Below are 12,743 nucleotides of genomic sequence, written 5' to 3'. Positions count from 1 at the left end.
GCCCGGGGAACCCCCCGGGCCGGCCGGCCCGCGTCTTGCGCCACTCGGCCCGTGCAGCGTTTGCGGCCCGTGCGGCGCTTGCGTCTGCTCGGCCTGCTCGGCCTACTCGGCCTTGTCGGCCGCCGGGGCGGTGAGCCCGGCCGACCACTTCTCCTCGACGTTGCCGAACTTCCAGTAGGCGATCGCCGCCGCCCAGGTCAGCACGAAGAGGCCGACGATGGCGTAGCCGACCAGGTCGAGGTCGAGCCCGCCGATCCAGGCGACCGGCCCGCTGGTGACGTCCAGCTTCTCGCCGAGCAGCCCGATCAGCTCGATCGAGCCGATGACCAGGGCGACCAGGACCGACAGGCCGGTGACGGTCAGGTTGTAGTAGATCTTGCGGACCGGCTTGGAGAACGCCCACTCGTAGGCGAAGTTCATGAACGAGCCGTCGATGGTGTCCAGCAGGCTCATGCCCGCGGCGAACAGGACCGGCAGCACCAGCAGCGCGTACCAGGGCAGCTGGAACGCCGCCGCGCCGCCGGCCAGCACCAGCAGCGACACCTCGGTGGCGGTGTCGAAGCCCAGACCGAACAGCAGGCCGACCGGGTACATGTGCCAGGGCTTGGTGACGGCCTTGGTGACCCGGCCGAGGATGCGGTTCATGAAGCCGCGCTTCTCCAGCTGCGCCTCCAGCTCCGCCTCGTCGAACTCGCCCTCGCGCATCCGGCGGAACACCTTGAGGATGCCGTTGAACGCGCCCAGGTTGATCAGGCCGAGGGCGAGCAGGAAGGTGCCGGAGACGGTGACGCCGATCAGTCCGGTGGTCTCGTGCAGGGTGGAGTCGTCCGACTCGATCTGGCCGGCCAGCGAGCGGATGCCGAAGGCGAGCAGCGCGCAGAGGCCGAAGACGATGGACGAGTGGCCGAGCGAGAACCAGAAGCCGACCGACAGCGGCCGCTTGCCCTGGCCCATCAGCTTGCGGGTGGTGTTGTCGATGGCGGCGATGTGGTCGGCGTCGAAGGCGTGCCGCATGCCGAGGGTGTACGCGGTGAGACCCATGCCGGCGCCGAAGACCTGGCCGCCGACGTCGTAGTGCTCGGGCGCGACGAGCGCGAGCAGGGTGAACCAGCCGATCACGTGCAGGGCGAGGATGAAGCCGCCCATGCCTGCCAGGCGGATCCACTCCTCACGGGTGAGCCGGTCGCGCCAGCGGGGGCCGGTCATCGGGGGTCCTTTCATGAGGCCGTCGGAGCTCCGCGAGGTCTTCCGGCCGGTCGTCCGGCCCTCGGAGCTGGGCCATCTTTCCTTCTGCTCGCAATTAGTTGCAAGTCATGCGCAATTACGAACTGGTCACCGGGTGGCGGACGAACGGGAGGATGATGGGAGTACCGGCCTCACCTCCCGCGCGCTCGTCCCCCGGGAGGTACCGCTCATGTCCCGCCTGCGCACGGCCGCCGCACTGCTCGCAGCGGCCTTAGTCACCGTCGGCCTCACGGCGCCCGGCGCCCCCGTCACGCCCGCCGCCTCGGCCGCCGAGACCCACCGGGTGCTGTTCGACAACAGCAAGGCCGAGACCGCCGGCAACGCCGACTGGATCATCTCCACCGCCCAGCCCGACCCGCTCGCCCAGAACCCCGCACCCACCACCGACAAGAACTGGACCGGCGCCCTGTCCTCCTGGGGCATCGCCCTCCAGCAGACCGGCGAGTACAGCCTGAAGACCCTGCCGCCCGGCGGCACGTTCACCTTCGGCACCGACGCCCCGCTGGACCTCGCCAACTTCGACACCGTCGTGATCCCCGAACCGAACATCCGGTTCTCGGCGGACGAGAAAGCCGCACTGATGCACTTCGTCCAGGAGGGCGGAGGGCTGTTCGTGATCGTCGACCACACCATGAGCGACCGGAACAACGACGGCATCGACTCGCCCGCGATCATCAACGACCTCTTCACGAACAACGGCGTCGACAACACCGACCCCTTCGGGTTCAGCGTCGACCTCGCGAACATCCCCAACGAGAACCCGCGCGCCGTCGACGACCCGGCCGACCCGGTGCTGCACGGCCCGTTCGGCACAGTCACCGGCTCGATCATCCGCGCCGGGACCACCTTCACCCTCGATCCGGCCGACAACCCGGAGGTCAAGGGCATCGTCTACCGGCCCGGCTTCTCCGGGAACACCGGCGCCTTCTTCGTCACCAGCACCTTCGGCGACGGCCGGATCGCCGCCTGGGGCGACAGCTCACCGCCCGACGACGACACCGGACAGCCGAACAACAACCTGCACGACGGCTGGAACGACCCGGCCGGCACCAACGCCGCCCTCGCCCTCAACGCCACCGCCTGGCTGAGCGAGGCCTGACGGCCTCCCCCGTCACCCGCGCGCTCCCGGCGGCCCCTCGCCGGGCGCGCGCCCGCTTCCTCCCCTACTGTCGGAATGATCCGCAGCCAACGATTTCGCCACCTGCTCCGACCGCAGTGATCCGCACCGGCGACCGGGACCCGATGGAGCGGCCATGCCCTCGTACCCCTACCGCACCACCCGCGAGGACCTGCGCGTCCCCCTCCCCGACGGGACCGAGCTGTGCGCCCGCCTCTGGCGCCCGGTGACCGACGAGCCCGTCCCCGTCGTCCTGGAGTACTCCACCGACCGCCTCACCGACTGGACCGCCACCGACGACGCCCGCCGCCACCCCTGGATCGCCGGCCACGGCCACGCCGCCATCCGGGTCGACGCCCGCGGCCACGGCAACTCCGGCGGCGTCCCGTCCTCCCACGACGGTCTCGCCGCCGACGGCGCCGAGGTCGTCCGGTGGCTCGCCGCCCGGCCCTGGTGCAGCGGCCGGGTCGGCCTGCTCGGCACCGGCGCCGCCGGGGACACCGCGCTGCGCCTGGCCGCCCTCGCCCCGGACGCCGTCCACGCGGCGGTCGTCGTCTGCCCCGACGGCCCGCACCGCCTCGGCGGCGCCGTCCTCGCCGCCGGCGGCCACACCCGCGCCACCGACCGCATCGCCGACGCGGCCCGCCCGCCCGACCCCCGGTACGTCGGCGACGAGTGGCGGGCGATGTGGCTGGCCCGGCTCGACGCCCTCGAACCGCCGCTCGCCGACTGGCTCACCGCCGACCCGCCGCCCGCCGGTCCCGCCGCCGTCCCCACCCTCGCCGTCGCCGGCTGGTCGGACCCGTCCGCCGGCGCCGTCCTCGCCCTCGCCGCCGCCGGGTCCGCCGCCGTCCCCGTCCGCGCCGTCCTCGGCCCCTGGCCGCACGGCCTGCCCGACGAGGTCCTCCCCGAGGCCCTGCGCTGGTACGACCACTGGCTGCGCGACATCGACGCCGGCGCCCTCGCCGCCCCCGCCCTGCGCAGCTGGCGCACCGACCACTGGTGCGGCGACGACCCCTGGCCCTCCCCCGGGGTCCGCGAGGTCCACTACGGCCTCGACGGCCCGCTGAGCACCGCCGGCACCGCCTCCGAGGACCGCTGGGTGCACGTCCGCTCGCCCCAGCACACCGGCCTCGACGCCGGCGCCCACGTCCCGCTCGGCCGCCCCGCCGACCAGCCGCCCGACCAGCGCGAGGAGGACGGCCGCTCGGTCTCCTTCGACTCCCGGCCGCTGCCCGAGCCCCTGGACCTGCTCGGCACCCCGTCGCTCGCCCTGCACCTGAACCCGGGCGCCGGCCCCGCCCTGGTCGCCGCCCGCCTGTGCGCCGTCGCCCCGGACGGCACGTCGACGCTGCTCACCCGCGGCGTCCGCGCCCTCGCCGCCCAGGCCGACACCACCGTGGAGTTCGCCCCGACCGGCGCCACCGTCCCGACCGGCCACCGCCTGCGGCTCGCGCTCTCCTGCACCTACTGGCCGTGGATCTGGCCCGGCCCCGAACCGTCCGGCTTCGCCCTCGACCCCTCCCGCTCCGCCCTCACCCTCCCGGTCCGCCGCCCCGCCCCCCACGGCGACGACATCGTCTTCCGCTCCCCCACCCTCCCCCTCCCGCCCCCGCTCCAGCTCACCGAACCGCTCACCGCCCACCCCGAACGCGTCGCCGTCCACGACGTCGGCCGCCGCGAGTGGCGCACCGAACTCTCCCCCGCCACCGACGGCACCCGCACCCACCCCGACGGCCTGGTCCGCGCCGAGCAGACCGTCACCGCCTACCGCGTCCTCACCGCCACCCCCCTCAGCGCCCGCGCCCGCACCGACCGCACCGTCCGCCTCGAACGCCCCGCCGCCGGCTGGGACACCACCGTCCACACCCGCACCGAACTCCGCTGCGACCCCACCCACCTCCTCGCCCACACCCAGATCCGGGCGGAGGAGGCGGGCAACGTCGTCTTCACCAAGGAGTGGCACCACCGCATCCCCCGCTGAGGCGCCGGACCGCTCCTCCGCAGCGCCCTGTGCACTGCGGTGACCGCCATGACCGCGGCCCACGAGGCGCTGGGTCCCCGTCCGGCAGGCGGTCACCTCCTCCAGTCCGGCGCCAGGACGACGGCCTTGAGCTGGTCCACCGAGAGGGCCGGCTCGCCGGGCCGGAAGTCGTAGCCGTTCTCGCCGTTCCACTCGTAGAGCTTCACGCTCCGGCCGTCCGGGTAGTACACCTCGGCCGTCCAGTGCAGCAGCGGGTCGGTGGCGGTCTTGCCGTTGCCGAACCGGTTGGTCACGACGAGTGTGCCGTCGGACAGTTGCTCCCGTACCTCCAGCGGGGTCGGCAGGCCCTCCTCGAAGCTCCTCCTGGCCTTCCGCCCCTGTTCCCCGGCCGGTTCGGCGAGGACCGAGACCTTGCTGGTCCGCTCCTCGGCCGTGACCGTCAGCGTGGCGTGCTGCTCGTCGGCCCCGGCCGCCGTCGCGCCCGGCGGGAGCAGCCTGGTGAGCGTCGCGAGCAGCTCCGCCGCCGACGGGGCCGCCGGGGCGGACGGTGCCTTGGGAACTTCGGGCACCTTGGGCGCCTTCGGGTTCGCCTGGAGCGCGGCGACCACCCGCGCCCACGCCGGTGACGACGCCACCAACATCAACTGCTCGGCGTCCAGCGGCGGTTCCGCCCGGTTCGGGGTGGCCGGCTGCCCGTTGTACTCGGTGATGCGGACCACCGTGCCGTCCGGCGCGGCCCACGTCGCCTGCCACTGGCGCTGGTCGGGGACGTTGCTGTCCCGCCGCTTGTCGATCACCACGACCGAGCCGTCCGGGCGTTCGGCGCGCTCACAGGAGTCCTGCGGCGTGGTGAACGGATCCGAGCAGCGGGCCGCCTCGTCGGGGCGCTGCGTGCCGCGCTCCACGCTGTAGGTGATCACGCTCGCGCCCTTGCCGTCGTCGAACTCCAGCGCGCCGAAGTTCCGGTACTCGCCGCGTGACGCCTTCGAGTCGCCGGGCGCCTCCGCGAACTTCGACTGCACCGACCCGGGCGGCAGCAACCCGGTCACCAGCTGCACCACCTCCTCGGCGGTCATCGGTTGCACCGGCCCGGCCGCCGGGCCGAACAGACCCGCCCCCGCACCCCCGCCGAGGACGCCCGCACCCCCGGCCACCAGCACCACCGCCGCCACAGCGCCGGCCACCGCGGCCCGCCGCCGCCCGCGCCGCCGCCGGCCACGGCGCTCGGCGCCGGCCGCCAGGCCGAACAACGCGTCGTCCGGCGCGAGCGCCGCCGCCCCGCGCAGCGCGTGGGCGAACTCCGCCTCGAACTCCTCCTCAACCGGCATGACGCCACCCCGCCTTCCCCATCGTCCCGGCCGATTCCGCCCCCAGCGCGCCCCGCATCCGGGCCAGCGCCCGACTGCTGCGCGAGCGCACGGCGGTGCTGCTCAGGCGCAGCGCCGCCGCTGTCTCCTCCACGCTCCGGTCCTCCCAGAAGCGCAGCACCAGCACCGCCCGGTCCTGCGGCGGCAGCTCCGCGAGCGCGCGCAGCAGGGTGAGGCGGAGGGCTGGGTCCGGGTCGACGACGGCGACGTCCGGCAGGACGTCGGTGACCCGCTCGGTGCTGCTGCGCCGACGGCGGTACGAGAGGAAGGTGTTGACGAGAACGGTCTGCGCGTAGCCGCTCGGGTTCGCCATCTTCGAGATCCGCCGCCACTTCACGAACACCCGCCCGAGTGCTTCCTGGACGAGATCCTCGGCGAGATGCGCGTCACCCCCGGTGAGGAGGAACGCCGTCCGCAGCAGCTGCCGCCCGCGCGACGCCACGAAGGCCGGAAAGTCGGGCGGCGACGCTCCCGGCCCGGCCGCCAGTATGTGCTCCATGCTCCTATAACGCGATCACCCGGTGGTCTTGTGGCACGCAGCGTACGGGGCCGTCCGGCCACGGCCGAGGCCCTGCCCGTTGACGCAAGGCGAGCGCCCGGCGCGCCGTACGATGGCGCGCCGGGCCGAATCCCTGCCCCGTCCTCGAAACGCGCGACTACCCCGCTGCACCGACCGGTTCCGGAGTGCGTTCCGCCGCCTTCGTCTCCTGAGATCCGCTCCGCCCGCGCCCGAAGGCCGACCAGGCGGTGTCGCCCAGCAGGGCCATGGCGGCGGGCAGGAGCACACCGCGAACCACGGTCGCGTCGACGAGGATCGCCACCGCCATACCGACACCCATCATCTTGTACTCAACAGCCGTCAGGCTCACGAACACCGTGAACACGGCGGTCATGACGGCGGCGGCACTGGTCACCACCCCCGCGCTGCCGCCGACCCCGCCCACGATCGCGTCCTTCGCGCGGGCGCCCTTCGCCCAACGCTCCCTGATCCGGCTGAGGATGAAGATGTGGTAGTCCATGCTCAGCCCGAACAGGATCACGAACATGAACAGCGGCAGCCACGCCACCACACCCCCGTACGAGGTGAAGCCGAGCGCCGACTCCAGGTGCCCGTCCTGGAACACCCAGGTCAGCACGCCGTAGGCCGCGCCGATCGAGAGCAGGTTGAGCAGGATCGAAACCACCGGAATCGCCCAGGACCGGAAGGCGACCGCCAGGAGCACGAAGGCCAGGGCGAGGACGAAGGCGAAGACGGCGCCGGTCCGGCCCTTCAGCCGCTCGGCGAAATCGTACGGCTGCGCCGTCTTGCCGCCCACCGCGTAGTCCACGCCCGCCACTTCGCCGAGGGTGGCGGGGAGCAGCGAGCCCCTGAGCCTCTCCAGCGACCGGTTCGACGTGTCGTCGGTGCCGCCGTTGCCGACCAGCGGCACCCGCACCACCAGCGCGTCGCCGACCGGCACCGCGGTGATCGGCTCGGCGATGCCGCTGCCGGGGACGGCGGCCTCCCGGTGCAGAGCGGTGACCGCCGCGCGCACGGCGGGGGTGTCGACGTTCCCGCCGTCGCGGCTCGCGATCGCGACCCGGGCGGGGCTCGACGCGCCGGGGAACGCCTCGTTCATGCGCACTGCGGCGTCCACCGGGGCGACACTGCGCGGCAGGCTGTCGGTGGTGGCCGGGTCCTGGAGGTGCATGCCGAGCGCGGGCAGCGCCGCCACGAGCAGGACGAGTGCGGCGACGCCGCCGGTCAGCGCGGGGCGCCGCACGACGGCACGGGCCACGGCCGACCAGGTGCGCGACTCGCGCGACTCCGTCCGGCGCCGGCCCAACCAGGGGATTCGGGCCTTGTCCACCCGGTGGCCGAGGGCGGCCAGCAGCGCGGGCAGCACCGTCACGGAGCCGACCACCGTCAGGCCCACGACCACCACGGTTCCGACGGTCAGCCCCTTGAAGACGTCCAGCCCGGTGAACAGGAGGCCGCACACGCAGACCATCACGGTGAGCCCCGACACCACCACGGCGTGGCCGGAGGTGCGGGCCGCGATCGCGAGCGCCTGCCGGGTGTCGTGACCGGCGAGCCGTTCCTCGCGCTCGCGGCGCAGGTAGAAGAGCGAGTAGTCGATGCCCACGGCCATGCCGACGAGCAGCACGATGGAGGACGCTGCGCTGTTGACCGGCACCACCTTGCCGACGGCCTGGAGCAGGCCGAAGGCGGCGACGACGGCCGTCGCCGACAGCAGCAGCGGGATGCCCGCGGCGATCAGCGAACCGAAGACGAGGAGCAGGATCACCAGGGTGAGCGGCAGCGAGGTGAGTTCGGAGCGCTTGAAGTCGTCCTTGATCGCCTCGTCCACGACGGCGTTGAGGCTGCGGTCGCCGGCCTGGACGATCCGCAGCTGCGGATGGTCGTCCTGGGTCGTCCGTACGGCGTCGAGGACCGCGCGGTAGTTCTGCTTCCGGTGCTCGACGGGTCCGGCGAGCTCGAAGGTCACGAGGCCGGAGCGGCCGTCCCGTGAGATCCAGCGCCCGCCGTCGGGGCCGCCGTAGGGGCCGCCCAGAGGCGAACCGATGTCGCGCACGGCCTCGCCGGTGTGCTCCAGTTTCGCCACCAAGTCCCGTGCTGCGTCCATGAGTTCTGCGCTCGCCAGGAACGCCGGACTGCCGCCGCCCTCGCGTTCCTGGATCAACACGTTCTCCCGAACGGAGTCGCCGGCGTCCTCGGCACGGACGATCCGCTGGGCCTTCCCGGCGCCCCCGGGGTCGGACGAGCGGGCGTCACGCCCGCCGATCAGCGCACTGGAAAGGACGGCGGCGACGACGAGGGCCAGCCAGCCGGTGACCGCCAGGGCCCGGTGGCGGACCGACCAGCCGACGACGGCTTCCACGACCCCGCCCGCGGCTGCTTCCGGTTTGCGTTTGCGCAGCATGAACTGCTCTCCTTGAGGTGGAGGTGCTTGTCCAGGGAAAACTCGCCTGTCGGCGAGGGAGATGCCTTCCGAACCGGGGCCGCCGAGTTGCCGCTCGGCGGCCCAGCTCTCGGTGAATCGCAGCGCTTCTACTCGACCTCCTTGAGAATCCTCTCCAGGGAGGCCAACCGCTGCCTCACGTCGGACAGTTGGCGCTCGGTATCCTGCTGGACCCCGACGGCCGCCTCGGCCAGCCTGCGGTACTCGCCCTCACGCGCCAGGAGCGCCTTGGCCCGGTAGGTGGCACCGAACTGCCAGACCACCACCGCGAGTACCACCGTGACCAGGAGGAACAGGCCCAGCGCCCCGACGACCTCCGTCCAGTCGGACCCGCTCACCCGTCAACCCCCTTCTCCCCGCCGCCGGTCAGCGTCGGTATCGCGGCCGCGATCGACTCCGGCGTCAGATACACCGCGAACGGTGTCACCTCGTAGAACTTCATCGCCTTCCCCTCCGGTGAGATCTCCATCTGCGCCGACACGAGCCCGGCCGCCTCCAGCTTCTTCAGGTGAACCTGGAGCAACGCCCGACTGATCCCCAACTCCCGGGCCAACTGGCTCACATACGCCCGCCCCCCGGCGACCAGCACGGCGACAACCCGCAGGCGGTGCGAGTTGGCAAGCGTCGCCAGCATCAGCACGAGCTCATCGCCTGTCGGCGGCGACGTCTTCATCGCAACACCCAGCACATGCCAAGAAAAGTTAGCACGTGCCCATTCCTCTTTCTACCCACCATCTTTGACGCCACATCAACCAGCTTGTGAATCCCCACACCACCCCGCGCAGCCACACACCTCCACGCCCGCTCCACCGCTCCCACAGCACAGGCCACCGAAGCCATCCCCGCGTGTGCGGGGAGCAGTGGTCGTGCGCGGCGTCCAGCTTGAGCTGACTGGGACCATCCCCGCGTGTGCGGGGAGCAGTCGGTGACCTGCGGGTTTAGACGGCGCGGGGGCGAGAATCTGCAACTTTCGCCGATTTGGGCATTTCGGGCAATCCTCCGCCTCGCCGGCTGGCTCGCTCAGGCTCACCGTATCCAACTGCCTCCCGGCCGGTAGCGGCCGCCATCGGGTGCTGGTTGACCGCGCTCTGCGGCCGGAGTCCCACCTCGGCACGCCGACACGGCAGCGGAGTAGGAAGTCGGACCGGCCGACTTCCTACGCAACGCCCCCTCCCCACCCGGGCCTGCCCCCGTGCAAGGATGAGCCGACGATCCGCCCGGAGGACCGCCCCATGCCTGACGACCCCCTGCCCATTCGTCGGATTCTCGGCGGCGGGCCGTTCGCCGAGGTCGGGAAGCCCAACGCCGTCGTCCGTGATGACGTGCGAGGGCTGGTCGCCGTCGGGGGCGGTGTCGGCAGACTGGACTGGGCCGGCCGGTCCTTCGACCGCTGGCGCGGCTACCGCGTCGGCGTCTACGGACTGGACGACCTCCGCTGCCGCCACCTCATCCACACCCACTGGCCGGTGCTCGACCTCGCCCTCCACCCCCACCTCCCCCTGCTCGCCATCGGCACCGGCGCGTACGACGGCGGCTACCTGTACGAAGGTGAACTCCTGATCGCCGATCTGGAGAGCGGTGCCGCCATCCCCGTGCTGGAGAGCCACCGCGAGGTCCGCCGGGTGCGCTGGCGGGAGGACGGCCGCGCACTGGAGTTGGTCGTGGCCCCGCCCGACGACCGCGCGGACGCCCGCCCCCAGACCCACGGTTTCGCCCCCGTCATCGAACGCGACGACTGGCGCCGGATCGCTCCCCGCAGCGTCTCGTACAAGGAACTCAGAGGCCCGCGAGTCAAGGCCGCGCGCCGCCCCGAGGGCGCCAAGCAGGCCGCCCGTGAGACGCTCTCCGCGCTCGCCGACGCGCACGGCGCGGCATGGTCGCCCCGGCGGCAGGTGCGGGCAGTGGAGGCGTTGGACGACGGCCGGGTGCTGGCCACGCTCGAAGGGACGAAGCTGGAGAGCCGGCTGCCGTCGGGCGAGTTGGCGTGGTCGGTTCCCGATGTCGACGGCGGGCGCGAGATCCACGTCTCGCCCGACCAGACGTCCGCCTGGGTCAATCTGCCCCGCGTCGGTTGGGAGAAGGTGCCGAGCACCATCGAACGGATCCTCCTGGCCGACGGCAGCACCCTCGACGGCCCGCAGTCCGTCGGCCGCCACGAGCCCGCCGACGTGCACTTCGCGGTCCGGCGCAGCCCCGAACTGCTCTTCCTCCAGGACGGGTGGGTCGCCACCGTCGACCCCGCGAAGCGCGAGGGCGACGAATCGGCGGTCCTCCGGCTGTTCCCGCTCGACCAGGACGGCCCGGCCGTCCGAGTCGCGGGGAGCGACGGAACGGGCGACGCCCTGGTCCACGCCGGTGAGGCCCACGACGCGAGCGGGCCGACGCCCGCACCCGCTTTCGTCGCCCGCCGCCGCTTCCCGGACGGCCTGCTGCAGTGGGTGTTTCCTGCGGACGCCCCCGTCACGGCGCTCGACAGCGACGGCGGGACCGTCTTCGCCGCGCTCCTCTCGGGCGAGGTCGTCGCCCTCGACGCCGCCGACGGCGCGCTGCGCTGGCGCACGCGACTCATGGTCGACGGCGTCCCGACGGTGGCGCTCTCCCTCACCGCGCCCGCACCCGGCCTGCTGCTCCTCGGGACGGTGGACGGGCGCATCCTGCTTTGCGAGCCGAGCATGCCCTTGGCGTGGCGTCTCGCGGCTACCGACGTTGCCCCGCCCGGTGACCCGTAGCCACCGCGCGACGTCCGTCTCAAGCTCGTCCAGAATCTGGAGCCGCTGGTCGCTGTGTTCCGGAGACTCGTCCGGCAACCGGAAGACGTAGTGGGCGAGGCCCTTTGGCAACAGCCCCAGCACCAAATCCCTGACCTGGCGCCGGGGCTCAACCCGCGCGACCCGGCCCGCAGTCCGGCCCGTCAGTACCTTTGACGCCTTCTGCCGACCGGCAGGGTCTACGCTGTAACCTGCGGCCACCGCATGATCTTCAGGCTTCACCGCGCCTCGGTCACGATGAGCGAAGCCGGGGCCGCACCCCTTCCGTGTCCCACTCGGGGCACGCAGCGTTCACCCGCCGGCTCATGCCAGGAGGACCCATGCAACGCGGCGAAGTCTGGTGGGTCGACTTCGACGAGCGACGGCCGGTCGTGCTGCTGTCCGACGAGGAGTCATCCGCGTTCCAAGCGATGCAGGTCGTCGCTCCAGCGGGCGTCGACATCAGTGGCCTCGGCGTTGAAGTGGCCGTAGGCCCCCTGGAGGGACTGCCCTTCGAAGGCGTACTGCGGCTCGCGTTCCCGCGTCCAGGCTTCACTCCATGCACTTGGCTGACCACCGTGTCCCGGGGCGACCTGATCGAGCGGGCGGGCGTGTTGCCCCCGGCGAAGCTCAGCGAGGTCGAAGAAGCCCTCAATGCCACTGGACAGAGCAGGGAGTGGACCCCGATGACGGCGGCCAGACTCCACGAGATCAAAAGCGCCCGCCGTCTCGAAGGACTCGATGAGTAGCGGACGCCTCTGCTGCCCAGCTCGATCTCGTCGATGACCGACGGGAGTACCAACCGGGCGGCTGGCTCGTCCGGGCAGATCGGGCACAGCCGGAGAGTTCCACGGCGGGCATTGTGGCGCCACCTGTCCACTCATCATGATCGCCCGCCGGCTGTGCCGCTTGGGCTGACGCAGACCATTGACCAGTACTCCATCCCCGCGCACGCGGGGAAAGGCCGGCGGTCTCACCCTCGTACTCGCCGCGCTGGGGACCATCCCCGCGTACGCAGGGAGCAGTCGTCCCGCAGCGCGGACATGGCCGTACGGGCGGGACCATCCCCGCATGTGCGGGGAGCAGACCCAGTACTCACCCGTGACGGCGCTCCGGTCGGGACCATCCCCGCGTGTGCGGGGAGCAGAGTTCGTGAGCTGCGGATTTACGCGGCAGCGGCGCGGGATTCTGCAACTTGCTGGGAAACCGGCATATCGGGCTTTCGTGGTGCTTCACATTGAGTGCGGCACAAGCCTATCCAGGTTCAGCAGGAACGATGACGGCGCAGTCACACGTCGGCCGCCCGGCGCGCTGCCGGGC

Annotated in this window: 10 protein-coding genes; 4 read left to right on the top strand and 6 right to left on the bottom strand. The window is 72.4% G+C overall.

Going from position 1 to position 12,743, the window contains the following annotated elements; genetic code table 11:
* Window positions 1-102: 102 nt before the first annotated feature.
* The gene (locus tag ACFU74_RS31375; RefSeq protein WP_380762934.1) at window positions 103-1,206 is read right to left on the bottom strand and encodes a HoxN/HupN/NixA family nickel/cobalt transporter; all 1,104 of its coding nucleotides are present in this window, start codon (window positions 1,204-1,206) and stop codon (window positions 103-105) included.
* A gap of 208 nt (window positions 1,207-1,414) precedes the next feature.
* On the opposite strand from ACFU74_RS31375, the gene ACFU74_RS31370 reads away from it, so the two are divergent.
* Together ACFU74_RS31370 and ACFU74_RS31365 are read left to right on the top strand one after the other, a co-directional pair.
* A complete protein-coding gene (locus ACFU74_RS31370) occupies window positions 1,415-2,344 on the top strand; it encodes a hydrolase (protein ID WP_380762931.1) in 930 nt (309 codons plus the stop codon).
* Between the two features lie 154 nt (window positions 2,345-2,498).
* Window positions 2,499-4,346, top strand: a complete 1,848-nt coding sequence (locus ACFU74_RS31365; protein WP_380762928.1) for a CocE/NonD family hydrolase — start codon at window positions 2,499-2,501, stop codon at window positions 4,344-4,346.
* Window positions 4,347-4,438: 92 nt separating this feature from the next.
* On the opposite strand, the gene ACFU74_RS31360 is transcribed toward ACFU74_RS31365, so the two are convergent.
* From ACFU74_RS31360 to ACFU74_RS31340, 5 genes are all read right to left on the bottom strand, one after another.
* A complete protein-coding gene (locus tag ACFU74_RS31360) occupies window positions 4,439-5,674 on the bottom strand; it encodes a hypothetical protein (RefSeq protein ID WP_380762925.1) in 1,236 nt (411 codons plus the stop codon).
* Window positions 5,664-6,212 (bottom strand): SigE family RNA polymerase sigma factor, encoded by a 549-nt coding sequence (locus ACFU74_RS31355; protein WP_380762922.1) that lies wholly within the window; start codon window positions 6,210-6,212, stop codon window positions 5,664-5,666. Before ACFU74_RS31355 ends, ACFU74_RS31360 begins: the two co-directional genes overlap by 11 nt.
* Before the next feature lie 157 nt (window positions 6,213-6,369).
* Window positions 6,370-8,637, bottom strand: a complete 2,268-nt coding sequence (locus tag ACFU74_RS31350) for an MMPL family transporter (protein WP_380762919.1) — start codon at window positions 8,635-8,637, stop codon at window positions 6,370-6,372.
* Between the two features lie 128 nt (window positions 8,638-8,765).
* A complete protein-coding gene (locus tag ACFU74_RS31345) occupies window positions 8,766-9,014 on the bottom strand; it encodes a hypothetical protein (protein ID WP_380762917.1) in 249 nt (82 codons plus the stop codon).
* Window positions 9,011-9,349: an ArsR/SmtB family transcription factor gene (locus ACFU74_RS31340; RefSeq protein ID WP_380762914.1), complete on the bottom strand. Its 339-nt coding sequence runs from the start codon at window positions 9,347-9,349 to the stop codon at window positions 9,011-9,013. The genes ACFU74_RS31345 and ACFU74_RS31340 overlap by 4 nt, the downstream gene beginning before the upstream one ends.
* A gap of 559 nt (window positions 9,350-9,908) precedes the next feature.
* Here ACFU74_RS31340 and ACFU74_RS31335 point away from each other — a divergent pair.
* Together ACFU74_RS31335 and ACFU74_RS31330 are read left to right on the top strand one after the other, a co-directional pair.
* A complete protein-coding gene (locus ACFU74_RS31335; RefSeq protein ID WP_380762911.1) occupies window positions 9,909-11,405 on the top strand; it encodes a hypothetical protein in 1,497 nt (498 codons plus the stop codon).
* Window positions 11,406-11,764: 359 nt separating this feature from the next.
* Window positions 11,765-12,172 carry a type II toxin-antitoxin system PemK/MazF family toxin gene (locus ACFU74_RS31330; RefSeq protein WP_380762908.1) on the top strand — a complete coding sequence of 136 codons (408 nt, stop codon included), beginning with the start codon at window positions 11,765-11,767 and terminating at the stop codon, window positions 12,170-12,172.
* Window positions 12,173-12,743: the final 571 nt, after the last annotated feature.

It is taken from the genome of Kitasatospora sp. NPDC057500, assembly GCF_042802195.1.
Taxonomy (GTDB): Bacteria; Actinomycetota; Actinomycetes; order Streptomycetales; family Streptomycetaceae; genus Kitasatospora.
The sequence above is the reverse complement of the archived record's forward strand: the minus strand, read 5'-3'. Positions and strand labels throughout refer to the sequence as shown.

What these genes read in the sequence shown, in the direction of transcription:
- ACFU74_RS31355 (WP_380762922.1), bottom strand. Translation starts at nt 6,212, where the DNA reads ATGGAGCACATACTGGCGGCCGGGCCGGGAGCGTCGCCGCCCGACTTT.
- ACFU74_RS31360 (WP_380762925.1), bottom strand. Translation starts at nt 5,674, where the DNA reads ATGCCGGTTGAGGAGGAGTTCGAGGCGGAGTTCGCCCACGCGCTGCGC.
- ACFU74_RS31370 (WP_380762931.1), top strand. Translation starts at nt 1,415, where the DNA reads ATGTCCCGCCTGCGCACGGCCGCCGCACTGCTCGCAGCGGCCTTAGTC.
- ACFU74_RS31375 (WP_380762934.1), bottom strand. Translation starts at nt 1,206, where the DNA reads ATGACCGGCCCCCGCTGGCGCGACCGGCTCACCCGTGAGGAGTGGATC.
- ACFU74_RS31365 (WP_380762928.1), top strand. Translation starts at nt 2,499, where the DNA reads ATGCCCTCGTACCCCTACCGCACCACCCGCGAGGACCTGCGCGTCCCC.
- ACFU74_RS31330 (WP_380762908.1), top strand. Translation starts at nt 11,765, where the DNA reads ATGCAACGCGGCGAAGTCTGGTGGGTCGACTTCGACGAGCGACGGCCG.
- ACFU74_RS31340 (WP_380762914.1), bottom strand. Translation starts at nt 9,349, where the DNA reads ATGAAGACGTCGCCGCCGACAGGCGATGAGCTCGTGCTGATGCTGGCG.
- ACFU74_RS31335 (WP_380762911.1), top strand. Translation starts at nt 9,909, where the DNA reads ATGCCTGACGACCCCCTGCCCATTCGTCGGATTCTCGGCGGCGGGCCG.
- ACFU74_RS31350 (WP_380762919.1), bottom strand. Translation starts at nt 8,637, where the DNA reads ATGCTGCGCAAACGCAAACCGGAAGCAGCCGCGGGCGGGGTCGTGGAA.